This window comes from Paraburkholderia fungorum (genome assembly GCF_003610895.1).
GTDB classification, from domain to species: Bacteria; Pseudomonadota; Gammaproteobacteria; order Burkholderiales; family Burkholderiaceae; genus Paraburkholderia; species Paraburkholderia fungorum_B.
In genome coordinates this window covers 21,734-47,196 of record NZ_MCAS01000028.1, presented here as the reverse complement: position 1 = coordinate 47,196, position 25,463 = coordinate 21,734, and the positions used below count along the sequence as shown (strand labels likewise).

The window sequence follows — 25,463 nt, the reverse complement described above, 5'->3', positions numbered from 1 at the left end:
TTGGGCGGAAAGCTGGCGCTATTAGCGCGGGCGTCTCGCACGCGCGGCTCTGATAATTTTACCCGGATAAATTGTTGTGTTTAATTTACACCCGGGTATAATTTGGCAAATTCATTTTCATGGAGTTTGTCATGACCGCCCATCCTGATACCTGCATCGCCTTCGAGGGGCATCGTCGCATCGCCTCGGGCGCTTTGTCCGAGGTGGCGCTTGCCGTCCGGGAGGTGCTGGCGCGCGGCGAACAGGCGCCCGTACTGATTTTCGACACCATCACGAGTCGCCCGGTCGAGTTTGATTTACGCGGCACGCCCAAAGAGATTCTTGCCAGGCTGGCAAGCCAGCCGCCTGCCGGGCAGTCCACCCCAGACACTGACGCCGGAGAAGGTGACGCTCCGCGTGGCCGTGGCCGGCCCAAGCTTGGTGTGGTGGCAAGAGAGGTGACGTTGCTGCCGCGTCACTGGGATTGGCTCAACGGGCAATCGGGGGGCGCATCGGTTGCGCTGCGCAAACTGGTCGAAGCAGCGCGGCTGGCGGGCGACGACAAGGACCGCAAGCGTGCGGCGCAAGAGGCGGTGTATCGCTTCATGACCGCAATCGCCGGCAATCTGCCTGCTTATGAGGACGCAACACGCGCGCTCTATGCCGACGATCGTGCACGTTTTGACGAGATCGTCGCGGCGTGGCCGGAGGACGTGCGCGACCATACGCTCTGTCTTGCCAACGACGCATTCGTCAGGCATCCGTAGATTCGAACGCGCATCGCCGAGTGCGCGGGGCAATCGAGCGCAACGAAACATATAGACAAAAAAAAGCCGCTCACGCCGGGGAGCGTGAGCGGAAAGTCGGAGAGTTACAACAACATCGCGTGCGCTCGTGGGGGCGAGCGCAGCAAATAAAGTCTACGGGTTCGGTCCATCCCCAAATATCAGACAAATCCCAATCGCTGGTCCGACGTGTAAACCGTATGACCTCGCCGTATGACCTCGCCGTATGGCCGCCCAGCAATCCGGCCCCGTACACCTGGCATTGCTTACATCATCCTGTCCCGGTTATTCCCGCCATTTATCGCGTCAAGTCTCTGTTTTGGCCGCCGTAAAAGAGGTGGGAGCGTCGCTACACATATCCAGAAAAACGCCCCATGTTTGCCGCGGCGCAGCGATGCGAGCGTCCCCTCAGGACTTGTGAAGGATAGTGAGATGAAGTGGTTCGACCGCATGACCGTATTCAGGAAGCTGGTGTTGGCGTTTGCCGTTGTGATCGGATTCTGTGTCGTGATCGGCGGGATTTCGCTGAAGACGTTGTCGTCGATGCATGACATCACCAACGCCATCTGCGACCAGCACATGAATGGCCTCTACTGGATGGAAGAGGCGAACCGCCACAAGATCGATTCCGATCTTGCCGCCGCGAATCTCGGCTACGCAGCCGACGACGCCGGCCGTCAAAAGCTGAAGGACGGCATCGTCGCATCGCTCAAGGAAATGCACGCCGCCTACGACCAGTATCGCGCGACCATCGCGACCAGCAAGGGCCAGGAAATGTTCGACGCCGTGCTGCGCAAGTCGGGCGTGTGGGAAGGTATCGTGCATCAGCAGATCGGGCTCGAACCGATTCCGGCCGGCGTCGACAACAACGAACTTGTGCGTCGCGCGATTGCGTCGAGCGAGGCGCTGCGCGATCGCATCACGGCGCTAATCGACTATCGCCGTCAGCAAGCCAATGAGGCCCAGCAAGAAGCGAGCGCCGACTATCGGCACATGCGCTTCGTCATGCTGGCGCTGGTGCTGAGCGCGATCGCGGCAGGCACCTTGCTCGCGACGGTGATCGCGCGGCGCCTCGCGCGTCAACTCGGCGGCGAACCCGATTACGCGATGCACATCGCCAACCGTATCGCCGACGGCGACCTGAGCGTGCGCGTCGACACCCGCGCGGGCGATACCGGCAGCATGCTGTTCGCACTGCGCAATATGCGCGAGCGTCTGGCGGGCATCGTGTCGGGTATCAGCGAGTCGAGCGAATCGATCCTGATGGCCTCGGGCGAAATCGCGCAGGGCAACACCGACCTGTCGCAACGCACGGAGGAACAGGCTGCCGCCTTGCAGGAAACCGCATCGAGCATGCAGGAATTGACGTCGACGGTGAAGCTGAATGCCGAGAATGCCCAGCAGGCTGGAGGCGTCGCGCATGGCGCATCGGAAGTGGCGGCGCGTGGCAGCAACCTGGTCGGCGACGTGGTCGAAACGATGCGCGAACTGGCGGCGGGCTCGAAGCGCATGACCGACATCATCGCGGTGATCGAAGGGATCGCGTTCCAGACCAACATTCTCGCGCTGAACGCGGCGGTGGAAGCGGCGCGCGCCGGCGAACAGGGCCGTGGTTTCGCGGTGGTGGCGGGAGAGGTGCGTTCATTGGCGCAGCGCAGCGCGGTGTCGGCCAAGGAGATCAAGGAACTGATCGAAAGCTCGACCGCGCGCGTGGGCAGCGGCGCCGAACTGGCCGAGCGGGCCGGCCAGACGATGGCGGAAGTCACGCATGCGGTGAAACGCGTAACCGACATCATGGGTGAGATTTCGTCGGCGTCGCAGGAGCAGAGCACCGGCATCGAGGAAGTGAACCGCGCCGTTGCGCAGATGGACGACGTGACCCAGCAGAATGCAGCGCTGGTCGAGCAGGCGGCCGCCGCGGCGGCGTCGATGGCGGATCAGGCGAGGCAGTTGCAGGCCGCGGTCACGGTGTTTTCGCTGGATGCCCGGCACGGCTGATCGAGGTGGTGACTTTTCAGAGGGCGATCTTGATGCTGTGCATGACGCCTGCCATGGCCTGCCGTGCCCGCCAGGCCCGGTCGTGGCGTTCGTCCTGTTTTTGCGCGTGCCGGGTTGGCCGCTTCGCCGCCCTTGCCAGGCCTGGTGGCTCTCCGTACACTCGCGCGTAATTCACCGACGGCGCAGATTCCGGCGCCGTCCACCATAACGCCGACAGAGGAGAACCCCCGCCATGGCCGATTCCTACTTCCCACGCTGGCGCGTCCAGCCGAACGCGGCCGAGGGCCGCATTGTCGGCACTGACGAGCGGCTTGCGTGGCCGCAGATGTTGGCGATGGGCGTTCAGCACGTCGTCGCGATGTTCGGTTCGACCGTGCTTGCGCCGTTGCTGATGGGTTTCGATCCGAACCTGTGCATTTTCATGTCGGGGATCGGCACGCTGTTGTTCTTCGTGCTGGTGGGCGGGCGGGTACCGAGTTATCTCGGCTCGAGCTTCGCGTTCATTGGTCTGGTGATCGCCGTGACGGGGTATGGCGGCCATGGTCCGAACATGAACATTCCGGTGGCGTTGGGCGGGATCATTGCATGCGGGGCGGTGTACGCGATTATTGGCCTGATCGTGTCGGCGATCGGCACGAAGTGGATTGAAACGCTGATGCCGCCGGTGGTGACCGGAGCGATCGTCTGCGTGATCGGGCTGAATCTCGCGCCGATCGCGGTGCATGGCGTGAGCGGCAGCAACTTCGATTCGTGGATGGCGCTGATGACGGTGCTGTGCGTTGGCGCGGTCGCGGTGTTTGCGCGCGGCATGCTGCAGCGGCTGCTGATTCTGGTGGGTTTGCTGATGGCGTATGTGATTTACGCGATCGTCACGAATGGCCTTGGCATGGGTAAGCCGATCGATTTTGCGATTGTGGCGAATGCTGCGTGGTTTGGCATGCCGCACTTCACTGCGCCGGTTTTCAACATGCAGGCGATGACCTTGCTCGCACCGATCGCGGTGATTCTTGTTGCTGAGAATCTTGGGCACATCAAGGCCGTGAGCGCGATGACCGGGCAGAATCTTGACCGCTATGTCGGCCGTGCCTTTCTTGGCGATGGACTTGCGACGATGCTGTCGGGTTTTGCCGGCGGTACAGGGGTGACGACGTATGCCGAGAACATTGGCGTGATGGCGGTGACCAAGATTTACTCGACGCTGGTGTTTGTCATTGCTGCGGTTATTGCGCTTGTGCTTGGTTTTTCGCCGAAGTTTGGGGCGGTGATTCAGACCATTCCAGGGCCTGTGCTCGGCGGCGTGTCGATTGTTGTGTTTGGCTTGATTGCCGTGACCGGCGCGCGGATCTGGGTCGTTAATAAGGTGGATTTTTCCGACAATCGGAATCTGATTGTTGCGGCGGTGACGCTTGTGCTTGGGGCTGGGGATTTTTCCTTGAAGCTTGGTGGGTTTGGGCTTGGCGGTATCGGGACTGCTACTTTTGGGGCGATTATTCTTTATGCGCTTCTGAGGAGGAAGGCGGGGCAGGGGCCGGTGGCATAAGGGTTTGGGTTTTTTTGCCTGCGCGGCGCTTTGGTTGTGGTTTTGGTCTTTTCTTGTTCTGTTTTTCTGCTCCGCGCGGTTTGTCTGTGGTTTTGTGGTGTTGGCCTTTCCTTGATTTCTTAATGGTCTATTAGTGTTGCCCCTGTGCGGGGCGGCACTTACTTTCTTTGCCGCCGCAAAGAAAGATAAGCAAAGAAAGCGGCTCACACCGCCAGCTTATAAGTGGGTCCCCTGGCTTGGAGGGGGCAGTGGTGCATCTGGAATCGGTGCCCCCGCACATTCGGCCCTGGTGACAAGGCAGTCATACTTCCGGCGGCGCTGCGCGCGCCGAAGCCCATTCCCAAAAACAATCAGTTATGCAAAGCAAACCTTGGTTTCCCATGCAGACCCATCCGCGACGCACGTAGTGCGGAGTGGGAGCGGATGAGTCCTTTGTCACTCGCGCGGAGTGTGCGGGGGCACGGATTCCAGATGCACCACTACCGTGGCTGCGCGGGGGACCCGCTTAAGAATTAGCGGTGTGAGCCGCTTTCTTTGCTTATCTTTCTTTGCGGCGGCAAAGAAAGTAAGTGCCGCCCCGCACAGGGGCAACGCTAATAGACCATTAGCAAATCAAGGAAAGGCCAAAGCAGTCAGAACAAGGAAAGGCCAACACCAAAAGCAAACACCCAAAGCGCCGCGCAGGCAAAAAAACCCCCAAACCGAACACCCTCATTTCCTCCGCACAGTAAGCGCCGTCTCAGCAAGATCCACCTCCCGCATGAGCTTATTCAAAGTCTCATCATTGATCTCCTGCCCACTGCGCAGCGCAAGCAGCGTCTTCCTCTCAGCCCGCATCGCCGCCAACTTCATCCGGAATTCCAGCGCATCGGCACGGCGCGCCATCTCCCGTGGCTCCTGCTCCTCGTCGAGCGTCGCAAGCCGGCGTCGATACACATCCATCACCCTCGCGGTGACATCCGCCGCATAGGCGGATGCCGACTCGTCCAGATCCGCACACTCGGTATCGTGCACCTCGTCGACAGCGCGAATCGCCGCCTGCGCCGCCAGCGTGCGTGCCATCGCCTCCTCCGCAGCATGCGGGTCCTTGCCACGCCGCCAACCTCGCAACAACAGCGGCAACGCCACGACCGCCACCAGCAGCGATAAAAGAATCACCCCCGACGCAATGAAAATCGCCAGATCCCGTCCCGGTAGCGGTGTACCACCAGGCAACACCTCGGGCAGCGACAACACACCAGCCACCGTCGTTACCGTCACCGTACGCAAGCCAGGCACGGCGTTCGCCACGCCGTGCTTCGCCGCCCCGCGGCTCGCGAACCAGCGCAACAGCCATACCCATACGAAGCGCATCGCGTAGAGCGCCACCGCCACCGCAGCGATGTAGCCGATCAGCAACCCCACCTGTGCGTCGCTGGTCTCGTGCGCGTCGAGTAGCGCACGGCCAAGAATATGCGGGAACTGCAGCCCCAACAGAATGAACACCATGCCGTTGAAGACGAACTCGATCATCGTCCATGTGCTGTTCGCGCGCACTCGCGATGACACCGGCCCGACGTTCACAATGCTCGCGTAGTTCATCATCATGCCGGCCGCGACCGCCGACAGAATCCCCGACAACTCGAAGCGCTCGGCAACCAGATACGCGGCGAACGGGATCAGCAGTGTCATCACCACACCGGGCGCCGGATCGCCTTCTTCATTGAGACTCAGAAAGCGCGCCGATACGAAGCTGAACGCCCAGCTCACCGCCGCGCCCGTCGCGAGGCCACCCACTGCAATGATCACAAAGCTGATCGATGCGTCGCGCAGCGAGAACACGCCCGTCAGCGCCGCAGCAATCGCGAACTTCAACGCGACGAGACCCGACGCGTCGTTCATCAAGGCTTCGCCTTCAAGGATATGCATCAGCCGGCCTGGAATCTTGCCCTTGCCGACAATGCCAGTGAGCGCCACCGCATCGGTCGGCGACAACACCGCGGCAAGCGCGAACGCGACCGGCAGCGAGATCGACGGCACCAGCGCATGCACGAAGTAGCCCACAGCCAGCACCGTCATGAAAACGAGGCCGAGGGCCAGCATCAGAATGGAGCGGCGCGCCATGAACAATTCACGCTTCGGGATTCGCCATCCATCCGCGAACAGCAGCGGCGGAATGAACAGCATCATGAAAATTTCGGGATCGAAGGTGACGTGCAGCCCGAGTCTCGGCCATGCGAGCAAAGCGCCGATCGCGATCTGAACCAGCGGCAATGGCAAGGCAATCGGCAGCATCCGGATAACGATGCCGGAAGCGGAGACGGCGAGCAAAAGAATCAGTACGGTAAAGACAATATCCATCGGTCTATTTCTGGAGATATAGCGGTGCTCCCCCGGCGAATGTCGACGATGTCGCCGCAACCCGGCCACGAGGCGTGCGTGAGGCGTAAGGCCGAAGTGTAGCCCGACGACGCGGCGCACCTTCATCAACCCGGCAAGGCCCCCGCGCGTGTGTTCGGCAAGCGCCCCGGCAAGCCGATGCACCTAAACGGTGCGCGCCATGCCCGGGAGCGGCGCATCGTCCCTTGCACGCCCTCGTACGGGTGCAGCCGGGCGTGCAAATTTCATTCGAATGTGCGCCACCGTGCGCATGGAGCTTGCTTAAGGAATATCGATGACGCACATTTTGAGAAACGGTGTCGAGGTTGTTCGCTTCCGCGTTCGGACCGGCCCGGCTCTCGCATGAGAGGATTGCATGACGATTGCGCAACAGGAAAGGACGGCCACCACGCCGCATGGTTTCGATGTCGAGATGACGTCGGGGCTCGAACGTTTTTCGGCGCAGCATGGCGAGCTGACGCTGACCAGCGTGTTTCAACCGATTTTCAGCCTGTCGCATATGCGGGCGGTCGGCTACGAAGGGCTGCTGCGCGCGCACGATGCGCTCGACCGGCCCGTGTCGCCGCTTGACGTGTTCGGCGAGGCGGCGCGTCTGGGCGACGTGCTGCAAGTCGACCGACTCGCGCAGACGCTGCATCTGGAGAACTTCAAGGTGCTTGGCGCCGAGCGCGAATGGCTGTTCCTGAACGTTCATCCCGGTGCGCTCACCGACCCGTATCTCGCCGCGGCCTTGCTGGCCAACCTGAAGCGGCTCGATCTGTCGCCGCGGCGGATCGTGCTCGAGGTACTTGAACAGGGTGCGGAAGATCTCGAACGTCTCGTCGACGCGGTGCGCCAGTTCCGTGAGCGCGGTTTCCTGATCGCACTCGACGATTTCGGCGCGGGCCACTCGAATGTCGAACGGATCTGGCAATTGAATCCCGATATCGTGAAGCTCGACCGCATCATGCTGTCGCACGCCGCGCATCGCGCCGACATGGCGACGATCCTGCCCGGGCTGGTGGCGCTGCTGCATGAAGCGGGCAAGCTGGTGCTGATCGAAGGTGTCGAAACCGAGCATGAAGCGCAGATGGCGCTCGCCTGCGACGCGGACTTCGTGCAGGGTTTTTTCTTCGGCCGGCCGAATCCCGGCGCGGCCGACGCGGCGCACGCCACGGCTTGTATCAGCGACGTCACCGACCGCTATCGCGATCAGGCCGAAGCACGCGAGCGCCGCAATGCGAGTCGTCTCACACCGTACCTGCGGGCCTTCGAGCGTGCCGCGGAGCGGCTCGCGGCGGGCGAACCGCTCGAAGAAGTGTGCTGGAATTTCCTCGCGCTCGACCATGCCGCGCGCTGTTTCCTGCTCGACGCGAAGGGCCGGCAAGCGGGCCGCAACGTCGTGTTGCGCGCCGATCGCGCGGCCCATGAAACGCGCTTTTTGCCGCTGGCCGATGCGCAAGGGGCGAACTGGCTGCGCCGTCCGTATTTCCGTGCGGCGATCAATGCGCCGGAACGCGTGCACGTGACGCGTCCGTATCTGTCGATTAACGAAGCGTTGCCGTGCGTGACCTTGTCGGTGGCGACGCGTGTCGGTGAGCAGACGTGCGTGCTGTGCGGCGATATCGACTGGATCGAGGAGTAGCGGTTCGGAAGCTCGATCGGCAAAGCAGATCGCGAGGTTCAATTGCGGTAGCGGTGGTTCAGATCAGGAGAGCGCGCGGCGGTTCTGCGATCATGTCGCTTTTAACGACACAGCCGCGCTTATGTCAGTCCTACTCGAAGTCATCGCCACTACCGTCGCCGACGCCCGGCTTGCCGTGCAGGCCGGCGCGAACCGTCTCGAACTCGTCACCGCGATGGGCGAGGGCGGCTTGACGCCGAGCCTCGGCCTGATCGAAGCGGTGGTTGCAGCAACATCCGCACCGGTCAACGTGATCGTGCGTCCGCATAGCCGCTCGTTCGTGTACGACGCCGACGACTACGCCGTGATGCTGCGCGACGTGCGGGCGGTCAAAGCGGCCGGCGCGAACGGCGTGGTGATCGGCATGCTGACGGCAGACGGTGAGATCGATCGCGAAGGCCTCGCGCGCGCCATCGAAGCGGCCGACGGTCTGGCCATCACGTTCCACCGTGCGTTCGACGAAACCCGCGATCTGCAGAAAGCGCTCGACGTGCTGCTCGGTTTCGATGCTGTGACGAACGTCTTGACCTCTGGCGGAAAACCGTCGGTACTGCAGGCGAAGTCGATCATACGTGACCTGGTGCGGCAAGCGTCCGGCTCACATTGCACAGTGCTGGCGGGGGCGGGTTTGACGATTGATGAAGTGGCTGGCTTCGTCGGCGCGACGCAAGTTCAGGCAGTTCACTTCGGTTCCGGCGTCCGCGTTGGCGGTAACGGTCTCGCACCTGTCGACGCAGCGAAAGTCGCGCAGGTGAGAGCGCTGTTGGACGCAACGCATAGCTGATTCATCGAGATAAAGTCAGCACCACCAGACATAGCGCGTAGCAAAAAATCAGCATCCGCCGGACGCAACGTGCAGCAAGGAATTAGCGCGACTGAACGCAACGCGTAGCCAAACCGTCAGGCAAAAAAATGCGGCTTCGAGGTTTAGCTCGAAGCCGCATTTTTCATCCACAGCGCAAAAGAACTACTTCGCGACGACCACCGGAATCCCGCGCAACTGCCCAGCGCCCTTCACTTCTTCCAGCGACTTCTTCACCGATGCACCCGTCGCCGCTTCAATCTGCAAACGCGCAGCAAGATCGCGTTCGCCGCGTTTCACGCCCGCCAGATTCGCCAGCTTTACGTGACCATAACCGCGCACACGCGCATGCAGATCGGCGAGCTTCGCGACGTCTTCCAGATTGTTCGCGTTGAGCTTCGAGAACGCACGTTGCAACGTGGTTTCGTAGTCGCCGGCGAGTTCGCGTTCCATCTTGCGTTCCAGCGTGCGGCCAAACGGATCGAGCATCGTGCCACGCAAACTGCTGAACTTCGCCATCACGCCGAGCACCGGCCACATCCACTGACCAAAAGTCTTCTTGGTCGGATTGACGCCCGCATGTGGACGGGTGAGCGTCGGTGGCGCGAGGTTGAATTTGATGCCGAAGTCCTTGCCCGCCACACCTTCGAATTGCGCCTCCAGTGCTTCACGGAATGCCGCATCCGTATGCAGACGCGCGACTTCGTATTCGTCCTTCACCGCGAGCAGGCGATAGAACGTCGTCGCCACGGCACGCGTGATGCGCTCGCTCTTTGCATCGACCGCGGTTTCGGCACGACGCGCCGCATCGACTAGCGCGCGATAGCGCTTCACGTAGCTCGCGCCACCGTACGTTTGTAGACGACCCTCGCGATGCGCGATCAGTTCGTCGAGCGTATCGACACGCACGACCTGTTTCGCCAGATGCCGCGCTTGCCACAGCGATTCGAGCGCGGCGAGGTCTTCCGCAGCCACACGCCCAATCGAGAACGCCAGTTGATTCATCTGCACCGCGACGTTGTTCAATTCGATCGCGCGCATCATCGCGGCGAACGACACCGGCACGAGACCGAGTTGCCAGGCATAACCGAGCATCAGAATGTTCGCGCCGATGGTGTCGCCAAGGAAGCGCGTGGCGAGTGCCTGAGCGTCGCACGTCGACATGCGGTCTTCACCTGCGGCGTGACGCATCTTGTCGATCAATGCGTCGGCGTGCAGCGTCGCGTCGGGGTTCTGCACGAAGGTCGCATTCGGAATCGCGTGTGTGTTGACGACGATGCGCGTGCGGCCATGCCGCACCGTTTGCAAGGCATCGGCGCTCGCGCCCACCACCATGTCGCAGGCGAGCAGTACATCGGCCTGCTGCGTGTCGATACGCACCTGATTGAGCCACTCGTCGCGCGCGGCGAAGCGCACGAACGACAGCACCGAGCCGCCCTTTTGCGCGAAGCCCATGAAGTCGAGCACCGACGCGCTCTTGCCTTCCAGATGCGCGGCCATGCTGATCAACGCGCCCACGGTCACGACCCCCGTGCCACCGACACCCGTCACCAGGATGTCGTACGGCGCTGCATCGAGATGCGTCGCGGGAATCGGCAAGGCGTCGACGCGTGCGGCGAGCGCGGCCGGATCGAATGCGGCGCCCGCGGCTTTCTTCAGCTTGCCGCCTTCCACCGTGACGAAGCTCGGGCAGAAACCGTTCACGCAGGAATAGTCCTTATTGCATGACGACTGATCGATGCGGCGCTTGCGTCCCAACGCGGTCTCAACCGGTTCCACCGACAGACAGTTCGATTGCACGCCGCAATCGCCGCAGCCTTCGCAAACCTCTTCGTTGATGAAGAGACGTTTGTCCGGATCGGGAAACTCGCCTTTTTTCCGGCGACGGCGTTTTTCCGCAGCACAGGTCTGGTCGTAGATCAGCACGGTCACACCGTCGGTGTCGCGCAATTCGCGCTGTACGGTGTCCATTTCGCTGCGATGATGGAACGTGGTGCCCTTCGGGAAGAGGTCGTGATGGCCGTCGTATTTCTCCGGCTCGTCGCTGACCACGACGAAACGCGACACGCCTTCGGCTTCCACCTGACGCGCGATCTGCGGCACGGAGATGCTGCCGTCGACCGGTTGGCCGCCGGTCATCGCCACGGCATCGTTATAGAGAATCTTGTACGTGATGGTGGCTTTCGCGGCCACGGCCTGGCGGATCGCGAGAATGCCCGAGTGGAAGTAGGTACCGTCGCCGAGATTCTGGAAGACGTGGCGCGTTTTCGTGAACATCGAATGCGAGGCCCAATCGACGCCTTCGCCGCCCATCTGAATCAGGCCGGTGGTGTCGCGCTCCATCCACGACGCCATGAAGTGACAGCCGATCCCCGCATGCGCGATCGATCCTTCAGGCACTTTGGTCGATGTGTTGTGCGGGCAGCCCGAGCAGAAATACGGCGTACGCTTCACGCTATCCGCCGCATTCGAGAGGATTTGCGGCGCCACCAGATCGACCACACGCTCGCGCCGGTCGAGCGCCGGTTTGTGTTTCGCGAGCCAGTTCGCGAACACCGGCAGAATGCGCGACGGCCGCAATTCACCCAGCGACGACAGCAGCAGCGTGCCGTCCTCGGCGTTCTTGCCGACCACGATCGGCCGCGTGCCTTGTGTGCGGTTGTACAGATAGTCTTTGATCTGCTGCTCGATGACCGGGCCTTTTTCCTCGATCACCAGCACTTCAGACAAACCGGAGACGAACGCGTCGATGCGCGTCATTTCCAGCGGGAAAGACAGGCCAACCTTGTAGATTCGCACGCCGGCCGCTTCCAGATCGGCGACGGTCAGATCGAGCCGGCGCAGCGTTTCCATCAAGTCCAGATGCGCCTTGCCGCACGTGACGATACCCACGTTCGCATGCGGGCTCGGCGCAATCCATTTGTCGATGCTGTTGGTGCGCGCGAAATGGCGAACCGCGTCGAGTTTCGCGTGCATCCGCGATTCGATCGTCAGGCTGGGCAGATCGGGCCAGCGATTGTGCAAGCCGCCGGCAGGTGCGGCGAAATCCTGCGGAATGGCCCATTCGGTTGTCAGCGCATCGAGGTCCACCGTCGAGCCGGACTCGACCGTCTCCGAGATGGCCTTGTAGCCGACCCACGCTCCCGAGAAACGCGACAGCGCCCAGCCGTACAGGCCGAACTCGAGCATGTCCGCGATGTTCGACGGATTCACCACCGGCATATGCCATGCCATCAACGCGAAGTCGCTTTGATGGGGCATCGACGACGACACGCAGCCGTGGTCGTCGCCCGCCACCACCAGCACGCCGCCGTGCGGCGACGAGCCGTACGCGTTGCCGTGCTTCAGCGCGTCGCCCGCGCGATCCACGCCGGGGCCCTTGCCGTACCACATCGCGAACACGCCTTCGACGGTGCGCTCCGGGTCCGATTCCACCCGCTGCGTGCCGAGCACGGCGGTGCCGCCGAGTTCTTCGTTGATCGCCGGCAAAAAGCGAATATCACTCGCCGTGAGCAGTTTCTTCGCTTTCCACAACTGCTGGTCGACCATCCCGAGCGGCGAGCCGCGATAGCCGCTGATGAAGCCGGCGGTGTTCAGGCCGTGCGCCTTATCGGCGGCGCGTTGCATCAGCGCAAGACGCACCAGCGCCTGCGTGCCGGTCAGGAAGATCCGGCCGCGCGTCGCGGTGAGGTTATCGGAAAGCTTGTAATCGGCCAGTGCGGGCGTGCCGTCGATGGGCAGGCGAGCGGTCATGGGTGAGTCTCCATTGTCGATCGGAGTTGGCGCTTTAGCGCTTACTCCGATCCCATGCAATTGATTGCGGTTTTGCCTCCGCGCGCCGTGGAGTGGGGGCCACAAAAGGCGGCGCGGCGAAAGAGACTCTATTTTTTAGCGCCAATTGGAGTGAATTTTTTCTACTTATCCGGGCGTTCAACGAAACCGCGCGACGGGTCACGCGTTTTAATGAAGTGTTGAGATGGATCTGCCACGCGATGAACGAATTCGGGTATGCCCTGGTGTGCTGCGCGAGGGTGGAATCGACCTTGACCCGGACCCGAATCGGACCCCAACCGGCCTTTTTCCGGCCGGTGGGCAAAGCCGCCTGACGCGGGTGCGTTGTGCGTTCTAGTACCCCGTCCAGACGGCCAGCGCGAGCGCACCACCCGAGAGCAACAGCAGCACCACGAACAAGGGCAGGATGAACCTGATCCACTGCCCGAAGCCGACCCGTGCGGTGGCGAGATACGCGAGCAGCATCCCCGAGGTCGGCGTCACCATGTTCGTCAAGCCGCCGCCCAGAACGAAAGCAAGCACCGAGGTCTGGCCGCTGACGCCGGACAATTGCGCAATCGGTCCGATGATCGGCATGCTGACCGCGGCCTTGCCCGAGACTGACGGAATGAACACGTCCAGCACCATCTGCACGGCCATCAGGCCGTTCGCTACCCACACCGCCGATTGGCCGCGCGCGAGCCGCGTGAAATGGTCGATCAGCGTGTCGAGCACGAGGCTGTTCTGCAGAATCAGTTCGACAGATGCCGCGAGTCCGATCAACAAGCCGGCCAGAATCATCCCCTTCATACCGTCGACGAAAGCATCGGCCGCGCTGCGCGAATCGAGCCTGCCCACCACGGCCGTCACGATGCTGATGAACACGTAGAACGCGGACAACTCCACGTTGCCCCAACGCAATTCACGCGTGCCGATCACCAGCATGGCGGCGGCGATCGTCAACACGATCAGCGTCGCTTTGTGGCGGCCCGACAGCTTCGCTTGCGGGTGTTCGTCGAGGCTCGCCTTTGCGGCAGCCAGCCGGTAGCCGCTCAAACGCACATGCGCCAGCAGATAGAGTATGCCCAGCGTCAGGAACACGACGAACACGCCGATGCGCATCGCGATCCCGCTAAAGAGCGGCACGCCGACGATCGGCTGCGCGACGGCGAGCGACAGCGGATTGGTCACCGAGGCGATATAACCGACCTTCGCGGCAATCGCAACCAGCCCTACCGCGAACAGGTTCGACAGACCGAGCCGCCGCGCCAGCACCATGACCATCGGAATGATCACGAGGTATTCGGAGATGAACCCGAGCAAGGTGCTGCCAAGACCGATCAGCACCATCAGAAGGGGCGCGAGCACATAGACATTCCCGGCGGTGAGTTGCAGGAGCCGGTCGATCCCCGCATCCACCACGCCGGTCTTGCGCATCACACCGAACATTCCGCCGACGAACATCACCATGAAAATCAGCGGCGCGTTCTTGATGAGACCGTTCGGCACCGCGACGAATGCCGACACCAGGCTCGCCGGCATAGCCTGCTCGGGCGTGCTTTTGCTGACGCCCGGCGCGACCAGCGTCGCGAGACTGTGGCTCTTCGGCACGACCTGATAAGTACCCGGCACCACCAGCTTGTCGTGACGCTCGAAGCGGCCGGCGTCGATCAGATAGGTCATCGCCACGGCGGCGAGCACGACCCAGATCATCATCACTACCGGATGCAGCATCTTGCCGTGCGGCTTCTTTTCATCGCTGCCGCTGCCGGGATGGTGATCTCGCGGCGGGTCGTCATCGGCGGCGGGCGCTGCGGGTGGGGCAGGTGGCGTAAGCGTGGTCATGGGCGGGTTCCTGTCATGCCGGCAGCGGATTCATGTGCGGCGAGGCGTAGCCGAGTTCGGCGGAGATCGTGCGGCTGCAGGCTTGCAGACGTTCGAGGTAATCCGGAATCTCGATCCGGCTAATGCGCATTTCCGGCCCGGACACGCTGACCGCGGCCACGGCTTCTCCGGTGACGTCGCGCACCGGCACCGAGATTGCGACCGCGCCGGCTGTCACTTCGCCCACGCTGACCGCGTAGCCTTTGCGCGCGATCGCATCGAGTTCGTCGACGAGCTTCAGCAGGTCTGGCGGCTGCGGCAATTTCTTTAGTCGCGCGAAGTATTCGGTCTTCACCGCGTCCGGTGCGAACGCGAGCAGGATCTTGCCGGACGCGCCGCTGTTGAGCGCGCGCCGGTTGCCCACCGCGCCGATGGTGCGCATCTCGTGCGTGCTTTCGCAACGCGCGACGCACACCGTTTCGAGCCCTTCGCGCACGCGCAGCACGACGTTTTCGTTGATCGCCTGGTTGAGCGCGAGCATGTGCTTTTGCGCCGAGCGCACCAGCGTGTTCTGCTGCACGGCCGCGACGCCGATCACGAAGGCCTGCGGCCCGAGCGCGTAGGTCGAGGCGCGCGTGTCCTGCACCACGAAGCGATGCAATTCGAGCGTGCACAGCATGCGGTAAGCGCGCGACTTGTTGATGCCGAGCTGATTGGCGAGCTCGGTGACACCGAGGCCAGGATGTTCGGCGACATGGCTCAGCAAGCTGAGCGCGCTGTCGACGGAATCGACGATGTAGTTCACGGTTGTTCCTTCTCTCGTTGCGTCATTGAGCCGGACGGGGCGTGGCAAGTTGCGCGCGGACGTAGTCGGCGAGCGTGGCGGCAAAGGCGTCGAGGTCCCGCTTGAGTGCGTCGAAGCCGGCGTGTTTGACGAACGCGGCTTCGTCCATATACAGAGCGCGATTCAGCTCGATCTGGATGCTGTGTCTGCGCCGCGCGGGATCGCTCACGGCCGTGAGCAGATCGCCGCCCTGATACGGCTCATTCACCTGCACGCGATAGCCCGCGCCGCTGAAATAGTCCGCTACCCATTGCGTGAAGGCGGGGTCCGCGGTGGTGCCGCGGCGGTCGCTGATCACGAAGTCGGGCCGCGCCGCGCCGGCGTCGACGTTCATCTCGTTGCCACGCGATTTCATCGAATGACAATCGACGTGCCACAGCGCGCCGTGCCGCGCGTAAGCGCGCTCGGCGGCGGCGCTGAGCGCCGCGCGGTAGGGCCGGTAGTACGCGTCGATGCGATGCTGCACTTCGGCGACCGACAGCTTGCGGTTGTACATCGGCACGTTCGGCAGCGCGTCGCGCCGGATCAGGCCCATGCCGCGCAGCGTGTACTTCTCCGGCGCGAGCGGTTCGGGCCACGGCTCGGCGAGTAGTTGCACGTCGATGTCCGTGATGGCGCGGTTCGGGTCGATATAGGCGCGCGGGAAATGCGCACCGATCAACACGCCGCCTTGCTCCGGCACGCCGGCCCACAGTTCGTCGACGAATGCATCCCACGAACTGCGAATCGCGCCGGCCGGCGCGGACGTGCCGAAATCGGCCGGCAGCGCGATGCCGCTGTGCGGTGAATCGAACAGGATCGGCAGCGCAGCCGCAGTGGGTTCCGCGACAAAGAACGGCGCGCCAGCGGGCGCGGCAAAAGTGTTGCTCTCGGGCGTCAAAACAAATTCCTTTCGGGTGGCCGGCGCGCTTCGCAGGGCGTCGGGACCGGAGTCAGTGGCTTGTGTGTTTTATTAAATAAAACAGCATATCAATATTTAACGACGAACCTGATGACGGGTCAAGTTACTCGTCGAAAGCCTTGCTGTCCGGATCATCTATTTTGAAATCCTTTCTGGTCAAGGATTTGCGCCGTGTTACCCAGTAAAACCCCCAGCGGTGAGTTGCGCGGTCAATGCGGGCAAACCAGTATTTCTGCAGAGCCTTGACCGATCAATTTTGCGTTTCGAATAATAAACGATACGTTGTTTTATGCAATAAAACAAAAGACGAAGAGCGATCAGGTGGCTAATGATCGGCTTCGACAGGGCAAGTTCACACACTCATAAAAAGGAAACGCAGATGAACAGCAAAGGTTTGGTGATGGCGCTTGCAGGCGCGGGGATCGGTGCGGTGCTCGCGGCATCGAGTGACAACGTCGCGGCGCAGTCGAGCGTCACGCTGTACGGCATCGTCGACGCCGGCATGACCTACACGAGCAATCAGAAAGGCAGCACGACCTGGCAGGCGACCGGCGGCAACGAACAGGGTACGCGCTGGGGCATGGTGGGCACGGAGGATCTGGGCGGCGGCACCGCGGCGATCTTCAAGCTGGAGAACGGCTTCAACATCGAAACCGGCACGGCGAGCGCGAACGGCCGCATGTTCGGCCGTCAGGCGTGGGTGGGATTGTCGAACCCGCGCTGGGGGACCTTCACGATGGGCCGTCAGTACAACGCCGCGCAGGATTCGCTGGCGCCGCTGCAGATCGGTGCGAGCACGTCGCTGACGCAGTACGCGCTGCATCCGTTCGATACCGACGATCTGAACAACACGTTTCGCACCGACAACTCGGTGAAATACGTGACGCCGACCTTCGCCGGCTTCCAGGGCAATGCGATGTACGGCTTCTCCAACGCGACCAACTTTGCGGCGAACCGCAGCTGGAGCGTCGGCGGTACCTATGCGCAGGGGCCGTTCCATCTCGGCGTTGCTTACGTGGTGCTCGATAACCCGGCGCTCGATCCGACCGGCGCGATTCCGTCGGACAACTACTTCACGTTTTTGAAGGGCATCACGAAGCAGCAGATCTGGGGCGCCGCCGGCACGTACGACTTCGGCAACGCGACCTTCGGCATGCTGTACACGACCTCGCTGTTCAATCTGCAGACCGGTGCATCGCAGCGCTTCAACAACTACGAAGGCAGTTTCCGTTATCGCTTTACGCCGGCCGTGATGTTCGCGATTGGCGAAACGTACACGCAGGTCAATACGACGCAAAGCGCGAAGCCGAGCGTGCACTACCTGCAAACCAGCGCGGGCGTGCAGTACTACCTGTCCAAGCGTACCGATCTGTATGTGAACGCGATCTATCAGCGCTCGTCGTCGAATACCGTGGCGGCGATTGAAGGGATCAGCAATCCGTCGAGCTCAAGCATCCAGCTGGTGGGCGTGGTGGGGATTCGCCACAAGTTCTGAACGACCGGCTTTCGCCGGGGTTCTGCTGGGGTTTCGCCGGGGTTTTGCCGCTGCTTACGGCGCAGGTGCTTTCGCTGCAGGGGTGGCAACGGGCGTCGGGTCGAGCGGCACGACCTCGTCGAAATGCGAGTAGTCGATGTGACTCACGCCGTTTTCCTCATGCATGATGTCGACGTATTTGTGCTGCCAGCGGATCTGTTCACAAGTCCACATGTGACGCGCCTGCATGGTTTGCGCGGTCGATTCGTCGACTCCTTCGAGCGTGAGCCACAGCGACGCGTCCCGGCCTATGAGCGTTTCGGCGGTTTCGCCGAATAGCGGGCTGGTTTCGTCGATCACGTGCATCAGGCTCCAGCCCAGTTTGAACACCGGATGCTGATCGCGCAGCAACGTCAGGTCGTAGAGCTTGCGTAACGTAAAGCCCTCGACGGTGGTCTCCAGCCGCATGAGGCGCAGCTTCGCTCGCGCTTCGGCGATGACGTTCTGACGCGCGTTGGCGGCGCGTACCACCAGCGTCATGCGGCCTTCGAGCGGCCGCACAATTGCGTAGCGGGCGAACATGATCTTGGCGTGCGGGCGCGAGAAGCGCGCGAAGATCAGCCCCGTCGCCAACGCGATGCTGGACATGCCGACGAAGATTTCCAGCGTCGCGATCCAATGTGCGTAAACAGTTTGCGGATGCATGTCGCCGTAGCCGACCGTCGCCAGTGTTTCCACACTGAAGAAAAACGCGCCGCCGAAACCCGCTGGAAACTGATTCGCAATCGGCGCCTCGCCGATCATGTAGAGCGACGCAAACACCGTGTTGAGCAGCAGGAACAGCACCGCGAGCGAGACGAAAAACGTCGGCCAGCGCACGACCAGTGCCCGGTGGTAGAGATCCTGCCAGAGCGGCGTCGGCATGCCGTGCGCGACCACGACGCGATCGTCCAGGCGCATTTCCCGGCTGCCGCGCGCACGACGTTTCCGCGCACGCGCTTCGTCGTCGCCGATACTGGAAAGACGGTCGGGTGATTCAGTCGCCATCGCGTGCTCGCGAAGAGGGAAAACGCGCAAAGCGTAGCACGCCGGTTAGCGCGCGGAGGGTGATTTTCGGCGCGCTGCAGGGGCGCTGGAGGTAACGCGTTTAATGATGCAGCGCGGCCGGCAGGGATGCCGTCGTGGTGCTTCGAGCGCGTGCTTGCGGCGTTTCAGGCGAACGCGGCCGACGCTGTGGCCCGCCTCGATGGTACACAAGCACGCACACGCGCGTCGCTCAACGCACTCGCGGCGAGCCTACGGAAAGGCCCGCGGCTTTGGAATGCCGGCGCCGTGTTCGATGTCGTCGACGGCCTGCTGGTGCGCTGCGGCGATGGCTTCGGCTTCGTCCGCGTAACCGTTGTCGCCGCCCACGGTAGTCCATGATTTGACGGCCTTGTCGCGATGCCGGATTTCATATTCCGCGTCCCAGCGCGCGCCGCTGAGTTCGAGAGGGCGGACGTGGATCGAGTACACGCCGTAGAGGAAGAGCTGTTCAGCCATGATCGCCTCCAGCCGGTTGATTCGCAGGTGGCGCAGCGCAACGGGCGCGGCGCCGGGTTGCCTAGAGTTCGATTTCCCCGAGGATGCGGTGGGCGAGGGCTTTGGCTTCCTCGAGCGCTTCCTCCGGCGTGGACGACGTGGCGTCGACCTCGTAGACCGTGGTCTCCTGGTCGGCGCTGGCTTCACCTTCGTCGCGGGAAAGGGTGACGAGGCCCTGCCACGTGTCGCTTTGCACTTCTCTTATCGACGCGGTGGCCGTGTAGATGCCCTTGGTGTAGGTGATGTCCTCCATGGCAACGCTCCTTCTTCCAAAGGGAAGGGTCTTTTCATCCTAGCACGATGATCGGGGTTCCGTTTTCGCCTGCGCGGCGCTCGACGTCTGCAACCGGCCTGGCAACCGGGCTTGATAACAATACCCGCCGCACAAGGCAAAAAAGCTACAGCAGCGCGACAACTTCATCCAAGGACGGCGCATGCGCGCCGGCATGGCGGCAAGCTGCGGCGCCGGCGGCGAGAGAAAAGGCGAGGTGCTCCGGCCATGCCCGTTGCGGCGCGGTCATCAGGCTGAACAGCAGGCCGCCAATCGAGGCATCGCCGGCACCCACCGTATCGACCACTTCGACCCGGGGCGGCCGGGCTTCTACGACCGTGGCGCCGTCGATCAACATGGACGCCTCCGGTCCGCGCGTCACCAGCACCGTGGCGGCAGGATTCATGGCCCGCAACTGCGCGAGCGCGCCGGCCTCGTCGTCCGTCTTGAACAGCATGCGCAAATCTTCGTCCGACACCTTGATCAGATCGGCCAGCGCGGCCATCTTGCGCAACGTGGGTTCGTACCCGTGCTCCATCAGGTTCCGGTAATTCGGATCGAAACTGATCTTCACGCCGCGCGCGCGCAATTCGGCGGCCAACGCGGCCAGCGTGTCGCCAAGCGGCTGGCGCACCAGGCTGATGCAACCAAAATGCGCCCACTTCACCTGTTCGATCCAGCCGGCCGGCAGGCGCGTGGGATCGAACGCCAGATCGGCGCCGTTCTCACCCATGAAAAAGTACGCCGGCGGATGCGTTTGATGGACGATCGCCAGCAGCGGCGGGCGCTCCACGCGCTGCATGAAGCGCATGTCGAGCCCCGCGGCGAGGCTCGCGTTCCACAGTTCGTCGGAGAAGTTGTCGACACCCAGCGACCCGGCGCACGCGGTCGGCAAGCCGAGTTGCGCGACGCAGCGCGCGACGTTCCAGCCGGCGCCGCCCGGGCGCGAGAGCCATTGCGAGGCGCCGGTGCGCACGAGATCAGTGAGGATGTCGCCGGCGGAGACGAAGAAGGGGAATTCAGTGTTCGCGCTCAGGTTGCTCATGATGCTTACTCCGCGGATTCGGACGTTGCGGCCACGCTGTCAGGCAATGCGTGCGCCAGCACCTCATAGCACGCGCCCATCGTGTGATAGTCGGTCTTGCCGGCGGGACTTTTTTCGTCGCTGTACTTACGGTTGTCGCAGGTGAGGATGCGGTACCACGCGCCATACTTGTGATCGACGAAATGCGTCCAGCTGTAGCGCCAGATCTCGTCGTACCAGTCCCAGAAGCGCTCGTTGCCGGTGCGCTTGCCAAGCAGCGCCGCGGTCGCGAACGTCTCCGCCTGCACCCAGAAATACTTGTCGTGGTCGCATACGGTGCCGTCCGGGCCGAAGCCGTAATAGAGGCCGCCGTGGTCTTCGTCCCAGGCATGCGTCATGGCGGCGTCGAATAGCTCGATCGCGCGCGGCAGCAGCCACGGCAACGGACGATAGCGCTCCAGAATCAGCAGCAGCTTGGCCCACTCGGTTTGATGCCCGGGCTGGAAACCCCACGGGCGGAAAATGTTCGAGCTGTCTTCCTCGTTGTAGTGCCAATCGACCGACCAGTCCGCGTGAAAATGCTCCCACACAAGACCCTGCGAGAGCTTCGCCTGGCGCAGCGTGATGTTCGACGCCACCCGTTCCGCGCGATCCAGATAGACCAGGTGCCCAGTCGCCTCGTGCGCGGCCAGCAGCGCTTCGGTGGTGTGCATGTTCGCGTTCTGGCCACGGTACGAACTGACGCGCCAGTCGGGCGTCGCCTCGTCGGCATAAAGGCCGGCGGCGGCATCCCAGAAGCGGTGTTCCATCAACTCGAAGGTCGCGCCGATCATCGGTCTCGCTTCCTCGATACCGGCCATCGCAGCATGCGAATACGCGAGCAGCACGAACGCGAGGCCGTAGCAGTGGCGCGTAGCGTCGAGCGTGTGTTTTCTGCCGTCGCGCCATTCGAGTTCCCAGTCGTAGCCTTCGTGAGCGGCATCCCAATGCGCTTCGCGCAGGAAGCGCAAGCCGTGCCGCGCGTATTCGAGATGCTGTGGATCGCCGAACTGGCGATATGCCATCGCGTAGTTGAAGACGTAACGGCAGGTGCTCACCAGATGCCGCGTGGTCCTGTCGTAGACCGAGCCGTCGTCGCGGAAGAAGTGGAAGAAGCCGCCGCTCGGATCGAGCACGTTCGGCGCGTAAAACTTCAGCGTGTCCTGCACATGCGAGAGCAGGAAATCGCTGCTGCGGAAGCTCTCGACGAGCGGCGCGGCGGCGGCGCTGTTGGCGGGGTGAAGCAGTTCGGATTGCGTCATGGCGTTTTTACCAAAGTACTGGCACGGGCAATGAGATGGACGGGCAAGTGGACTTCGAGTTCAGCGGGTGCGTCTTCAAGCAGCAGTTCGACGCCGCGCCGGCCGAGCGCTTCCTTGTCGACCGAAATGGTCGACAGCGGCGGCGTGGCATGAGCGGCGGCGGGAATGTCGTCGAAGCCGATGATCGCGATGTCCTCGGGCACGCGGATGCCGCGCGCGAGGCACGCGCGCAGCGCGGCGAGCGCGGCGGCGTCGTTATAGGCGAACACGGCATCGGGCCGCGGGCCGGGCGCGTCGAGCAACTGGTGCATCGCGCGCGCGGCGCCGCTGTCGGGATCGAGGCCGGCGTCGATCGTGATTTCCAGCGATGGGTCGAACAGCAAGCCTGCTTCGAAAAACGCGCGCCGGTAACCGAGTGCGCGCTGGGCAATGCTGAAGTGCGCGAGCGAGCCGCCGATGAACGCGACGCGCTTGCGCTGCTGTTCGAACAGGTGCCGCATGGCGAGCAGGGCGCCCGTGGCGTTGTCGAGATTCACCGAGCGCAGGCCGGGCGCCCACAGATCGATCAGCACGAGCGGGCGTTGCATCGCCACCAGCGTGGTCAGCGTCTCAGGCTCGACGAAACCGGCAATCGCCACGGCGTCCGGCGCATGCACGCGCATCTGCTGGATCACGTCTTCGGTCGGACCGGCGGTCAGCACGGAAGGGACGATGCCGCGTTCGCGGCACGCGTCTTCCACGCCGTGAAGCACGTGCGAGAAGAATGGGCTGACGGCGAAGTTGTTGTGCTGACGGTGCAGCAGAAAGGTGAGACGACGGATGCGTGGACGCAACTGGGCGGCGTCATAGCCAAGCTGCCGCGCCGCTTCGATCACGCGCTCGCGGGTGGCCTCGGAAAGGCCTGGCTGATTCTTCAGGGCGCGTGAGACGGTGCCGATCGACACGCTGGCCGCGCGGGCGACGTCGCGGATGGTTGTTGCCATCGAATGAAGCGGCCGCAGGAGGGCGGCCGTACGGTGTTTGGGTTCGGGCGATTGTATAGTAAAACGTCGTTAAAACCGCTTCATGAACCACATACCCGCACCCGTAAATACCCGTAGATGCCCGTGGCAAGGGGCGATGATCGTTTTTATGTTGTTTAGTAAAAAAACTAAACAAGGCGCCGGTATTGGCATTGGCGCGCCCGCGCGCTCAGTCGAACGGCATCGCCGCCACCTCGGCTTGCCCGCGTAACAGTGCCACGCTCTCATCCGCATCGATCAGCACGAAGCCGCTCGTCTCGTGCTTCGCGCGCCGCTTCGCCAGCGCCGCGACCGACGCAATTTCCTCGCTGCTGTAAGCCGACGGGCCACCGTCCGACTCGACGCGCACGCAGCCGATCGCCATCGTCACAAAGCCGAAGAAGGTCGGGTTGCCGCGCCTGTCTTCACCGTGGATGCCACCGGCCAGCCGGTCGGCGGGCGCGTAGAAGCGCTGTGCGCCTTCGTTGAACAGGTGGATCGCGCGCAGCACGCGCTCCTTCCAGTCTTCGCTCTGGAACAGGATCAGGAAGTCGTCGCCGCCCACGTGGCCGAGGAAATCGCGGGTCGGGTCGCATACATCGGCGAGCACGGCGGCCGCGAATTTCAGCACTTCGTCGCCTTGCCAGTAGCCGTACTGGTCGTTGAAGGGCTTGAAATGGTTCAGATCGACGTAGCAGGCGTAGAAGCCGGCGTCGTTGCCGAGCAGGCGGGCGATGTGCGAACTGATCGGGATGTTGCCCGGCAGGAAGGTCAGCGGGTTCGCGTAGCGTGCGGCTTCGATGCGTACCTCGGTGACCGCGCGCACCAGCTTCTCACCGGTGCCGAGGCCGGCGTACTTGCCGTGCTTGTCGGTGATGACAAAACCGTCGGCCAGATAACGCTGGTCGTCGCTTGCAAGCAGTTTGGCCATCTGTTCGACGGTCATCGACTGTTCGATGATCACCGGCGATGCGTTCGCAAACTGCAGGCAGGGCCGCTTGCCGAACAGCTCGCGGTGATACGGCAGCGCGTAGCGGTCCATGAAACTGCGGCGGTTGATGAGCGCAACCGGCTCGTCGTTCTCGACCACCGCCACCGCGTGCAGATCGTGCAGGCGGTTGAACAGTTCGAGCACGTCGTTGTTGGTGGCATGGCGCGGCAAGGCGGGCGCATGCACCATCATCTTCGCCGACGCCATGCCGCCCGACGGCGACGCGCTGCTCACCGTGCGCGTGGTCTCCGGGAACACGGCGATGTGGCCGGAGAGCAGCGCGTCGCGGGCGTCGTCGGTGACGCTGCGGGACGGCTGCGCATGCGGGCGGCCGAAGAAATAGCCCTGCCCGCAGCCGATCCCCATGTCGCGCACCACGATCAGATCCGCTTCGTCCTCAATGCCTTCGGCCACCAGCCGCGCGCCGCTTGCGTTGGCGAAGTGCTGCATGGCGCGCACGGCTTCGAACTTGAGTGAATCGCTGGAGATGCCATGAATGAAGAATCGATCGATCTTCACGACGTCCGGTTGCAGGCGGACCCAGAGATTCATGCTGGCGTTCGCGGTGCCGTAGTCGTCGAGCGCGAATTGTGCGCCCTCGGTACGCAGCGCCGAAATCACCGGCACGAAGCTGGCGACATCCAGAATGGTGCTTTGCTCGGTCAGCTCGATCACGATCCGCTGCGGATCGACGCCGCGCCGACGCAGCAGCGCGAGCGTGTCGTCGCGCGCTTCGGCCAATTGACGGATCGCGCACGCGCTGAAATTGAGAAACAGCTTGCCGTCGAAATCGAGCTGCGCGAACGCCTCGATGCAGGTGCGCGCGGCGGCCTGCTCCAGCTCGAGCGTGCAGCCCTCGACGAGTGCTTGCGCGAACAGGGCGAACGGCGCTTCGAGCGAGGTGCCCGCCGGGCCGCGGATCAGACCTTCGTAGCCGAGGATCGCGCCGCCGTCGAAATCGATGATCGGCTGGAACACGGCGGACAAGTCACGCCGGGCGATCAACTCCTCGATGCGCGGCGTAGCGGATCGGGAGGGCGAACGAGGTTGCATGGCAGTTGGGCGTAGCGATCGACATACGACTTATCGACCCATCCTGCATAGAGTTAAGTGAATTTTTAGTGAAGCATTGCACCGCAATGGTGCGGGCCAGTTTCGGCTTCGGCTTCGGGGCCGCTACCGTCTGGTTTGTCACTGCCAGGACTTTGCCTATCCCATCCGGCTGAGGCGACAGCGGCGCTGTTTGAGCGTGAAATAACAAAAAAGCCGCACGAGGCGGCTTTTTCAAATGACGCTCAGGGAGGGCGCTTATGAATGTCCTGTTTGCATTACGC

The 25,463-nt window shown here is 62.8% G+C and carries 18 protein-coding genes; 6 read left to right on the top strand and 12 right to left on the bottom strand.

What is annotated here, in order from left to right:
• The first annotated feature begins 131 nt into the window (after nt 1–131).
• From BCY88_RS24455 to BCY88_RS24445, 3 genes are all read left to right on the top strand, one after another.
• Nucleotides 132–746: a DUF2239 family protein gene (locus BCY88_RS24455; RefSeq protein ID WP_120346748.1), complete on the top strand. Its 615-nt coding sequence runs from the start codon at nt 132–134 to the stop codon at nt 744–746.
• Between the two features lie 450 nt (nt 747–1,196).
• A complete protein-coding gene (locus BCY88_RS24450) occupies nt 1,197–2,762 on the top strand; it encodes a methyl-accepting chemotaxis protein (protein ID WP_120346747.1) in 1,566 nt (521 codons plus the stop codon).
• A 232-nt stretch (nt 2,763–2,994) separates the two neighbouring features.
• Nucleotides 2,995–4,302, top strand: coding sequence for a solute carrier family 23 protein (locus BCY88_RS24445; RefSeq protein WP_120346746.1), 1,308 nt, complete (start codon nt 2,995–2,997; stop codon nt 4,300–4,302).
• Between the two features lie 711 nt (nt 4,303–5,013).
• Here the strand turns inward: BCY88_RS24445 and BCY88_RS24440 are convergent.
• Nucleotides 5,014–6,642, bottom strand: a complete 1,629-nt coding sequence (locus BCY88_RS24440) for a Na+/H+ antiporter (protein WP_120346745.1) — start codon at nt 6,640–6,642, stop codon at nt 5,014–5,016.
• Nucleotides 6,643–7,036: 394 nt separating this feature from the next.
• Between BCY88_RS24440 and BCY88_RS24435 the strand changes: the two genes are divergently transcribed.
• Together BCY88_RS24435 and BCY88_RS24430 are read left to right on the top strand one after the other, a co-directional pair.
• Entirely contained in the window at nt 7,037–8,305 is a 1,269-nt protein-coding gene (locus tag BCY88_RS24435; RefSeq protein ID WP_120346744.1) for a sensor domain-containing phosphodiesterase, read from the top strand.
• 121 nt (nt 8,306–8,426) lie between these two features.
• Entirely contained in the window at nt 8,427–9,128 is a 702-nt protein-coding gene (locus tag BCY88_RS24430) for a copper homeostasis protein CutC (RefSeq protein WP_120346743.1), read from the top strand.
• A gap of 183 nt (nt 9,129–9,311) precedes the next feature.
• Here BCY88_RS24430 and BCY88_RS24425 read toward each other — a convergent pair whose 3' ends face one another.
• The 4 genes from BCY88_RS24425 to BCY88_RS24410 all read right to left on the bottom strand — a co-directional run bounded on the left by BCY88_RS24425 (nt 9,312) and on the right by BCY88_RS24410 (nt 16,465).
• Nucleotides 9,312–12,899 (bottom strand): indolepyruvate ferredoxin oxidoreductase family protein, encoded by a 3,588-nt coding sequence (locus BCY88_RS24425; protein ID WP_120346742.1) that lies wholly within the window; start codon nt 12,897–12,899, stop codon nt 9,312–9,314.
• 372 nt (nt 12,900–13,271) lie between these two features.
• Nucleotides 13,272–14,762: a YfcC family protein gene (locus BCY88_RS24420; protein WP_120346741.1), complete on the bottom strand. Its 1,491-nt coding sequence runs from the start codon at nt 14,760–14,762 to the stop codon at nt 13,272–13,274.
• Nucleotides 14,763–14,775: 13 nt separating this feature from the next.
• Nucleotides 14,776–15,546, bottom strand: coding sequence for an IclR family transcriptional regulator (locus BCY88_RS24415; RefSeq protein WP_120346740.1), 771 nt, complete (start codon nt 15,544–15,546; stop codon nt 14,776–14,778).
• Nucleotides 15,547–15,568: 22 nt separating this feature from the next.
• Nucleotides 15,569–16,465 (bottom strand): N-formylglutamate amidohydrolase, encoded by an 897-nt coding sequence (locus tag BCY88_RS24410; RefSeq protein WP_120346739.1) that lies wholly within the window; start codon nt 16,463–16,465, stop codon nt 15,569–15,571.
• Nucleotides 16,466–16,865: 400 nt separating this feature from the next.
• Here BCY88_RS24410 and BCY88_RS24405 point away from each other — a divergent pair, with 400 nt between their 5' ends.
• On the top strand, nt 16,866–17,981 hold the full coding sequence (locus BCY88_RS24405; protein ID WP_120346738.1) for a porin: 1,116 nt from the start codon (nt 16,866–16,868) through the stop codon (nt 17,979–17,981).
• Nucleotides 17,982–18,035: 54 nt separating this feature from the next.
• Here the strand turns inward: BCY88_RS24405 and BCY88_RS24400 are convergent, their stop codons facing one another.
• The 7 genes from BCY88_RS24400 to BCY88_RS24370 form a co-directional block, all read right to left on the bottom strand.
• Nucleotides 18,036–19,007 carry an ion channel gene (locus BCY88_RS24400; RefSeq protein WP_120346737.1) on the bottom strand — a complete coding sequence of 324 codons (972 nt, stop codon included), beginning with the start codon at nt 19,005–19,007 and terminating at the stop codon, nt 18,036–18,038.
• 249 nt (nt 19,008–19,256) lie between these two features.
• Nucleotides 19,257–19,502, bottom strand: a complete 246-nt coding sequence (locus BCY88_RS24395) for a hypothetical protein (protein ID WP_120346736.1) — start codon at nt 19,500–19,502, stop codon at nt 19,257–19,259.
• Between the two features lie 61 nt (nt 19,503–19,563).
• On the bottom strand, nt 19,564–19,794 hold the full coding sequence (locus tag BCY88_RS24390) for a hypothetical protein (RefSeq protein ID WP_120346735.1): 231 nt from the start codon (nt 19,792–19,794) through the stop codon (nt 19,564–19,566).
• Nucleotides 19,795–19,939: 145 nt separating this feature from the next.
• A complete protein-coding gene (locus tag BCY88_RS24385) occupies nt 19,940–20,857 on the bottom strand; it encodes a carbohydrate kinase family protein (RefSeq protein WP_120346734.1) in 918 nt (305 codons plus the stop codon).
• Nucleotides 20,858–20,862: 5 nt separating this feature from the next.
• Nucleotides 20,863–22,137 (bottom strand): AGE family epimerase/isomerase, encoded by a 1,275-nt coding sequence (locus BCY88_RS24380; protein WP_120346733.1) that lies wholly within the window; start codon nt 22,135–22,137, stop codon nt 20,863–20,865.
• Complete coding sequence (locus BCY88_RS24375; protein WP_120346732.1) at nt 22,134–23,120, bottom strand: LacI family DNA-binding transcriptional regulator; 987 nt, start codon at nt 23,118–23,120, stop codon at nt 22,134–22,136. The genes BCY88_RS24380 and BCY88_RS24375 overlap by 4 nt, the downstream gene beginning before the upstream one ends.
• A gap of 208 nt (nt 23,121–23,328) precedes the next feature.
• Entirely contained in the window at nt 23,329–25,182 is a 1,854-nt protein-coding gene (locus BCY88_RS24370) for an EAL domain-containing protein (protein WP_120346731.1), read from the bottom strand.
• Nucleotides 25,183–25,463: the final 281 nt, after the last annotated feature.

What these genes read in the sequence shown, in the direction of transcription:
- BCY88_RS24455 (WP_120346748.1), top strand. Translation starts at nt 132, where the DNA reads ATGACCGCCCATCCTGATACCTGCATCGCCTTCGAGGGGCATCGTCGC.
- BCY88_RS24450 (WP_120346747.1), top strand. Translation starts at nt 1,197, where the DNA reads ATGAAGTGGTTCGACCGCATGACCGTATTCAGGAAGCTGGTGTTGGCG.
- BCY88_RS24445 (WP_120346746.1), top strand. Translation starts at nt 2,995, where the DNA reads ATGGCCGATTCCTACTTCCCACGCTGGCGCGTCCAGCCGAACGCGGCC.
- BCY88_RS24440 (WP_120346745.1), bottom strand. Translation starts at nt 6,642, where the DNA reads ATGGATATTGTCTTTACCGTACTGATTCTTTTGCTCGCCGTCTCCGCT.
- BCY88_RS24435 (WP_120346744.1), top strand. Translation starts at nt 7,037, where the DNA reads ATGACGATTGCGCAACAGGAAAGGACGGCCACCACGCCGCATGGTTTC.
- BCY88_RS24430 (WP_120346743.1), top strand. Translation starts at nt 8,427, where the DNA reads ATGTCAGTCCTACTCGAAGTCATCGCCACTACCGTCGCCGACGCCCGG.
- BCY88_RS24425 (WP_120346742.1), bottom strand. Translation starts at nt 12,899, where the DNA reads ATGACCGCTCGCCTGCCCATCGACGGCACGCCCGCACTGGCCGATTAC.
- BCY88_RS24420 (WP_120346741.1), bottom strand. Translation starts at nt 14,762, where the DNA reads ATGACCACGCTTACGCCACCTGCCCCACCCGCAGCGCCCGCCGCCGAT.
- BCY88_RS24405 (WP_120346738.1), top strand. Translation starts at nt 16,866, where the DNA reads ATGAACAGCAAAGGTTTGGTGATGGCGCTTGCAGGCGCGGGGATCGGT.
- BCY88_RS24400 (WP_120346737.1), bottom strand. Translation starts at nt 19,007, where the DNA reads ATGGCGACTGAATCACCCGACCGTCTTTCCAGTATCGGCGACGACGAA.
- BCY88_RS24395 (WP_120346736.1), bottom strand. Translation starts at nt 19,502, where the DNA reads ATGGCTGAACAGCTCTTCCTCTACGGCGTGTACTCGATCCACGTCCGC.
- BCY88_RS24390 (WP_120346735.1), bottom strand. Translation starts at nt 19,794, where the DNA reads ATGGAGGACATCACCTACACCAAGGGCATCTACACGGCCACCGCGTCG.
- BCY88_RS24385 (WP_120346734.1), bottom strand. Translation starts at nt 20,857, where the DNA reads ATGAGCAACCTGAGCGCGAACACTGAATTCCCCTTCTTCGTCTCCGCC.
- BCY88_RS24380 (WP_120346733.1), bottom strand. Translation starts at nt 22,137, where the DNA reads ATGACGCAATCCGAACTGCTTCACCCCGCCAACAGCGCCGCCGCCGCG.
- BCY88_RS24375 (WP_120346732.1), bottom strand. Translation starts at nt 23,120, where the DNA reads ATGGCAACAACCATCCGCGACGTCGCCCGCGCGGCCAGCGTGTCGATC.
- BCY88_RS24370 (WP_120346731.1), bottom strand. Translation starts at nt 25,182, where the DNA reads ATGCAACCTCGTTCGCCCTCCCGATCCGCTACGCCGCGCATCGAGGAG.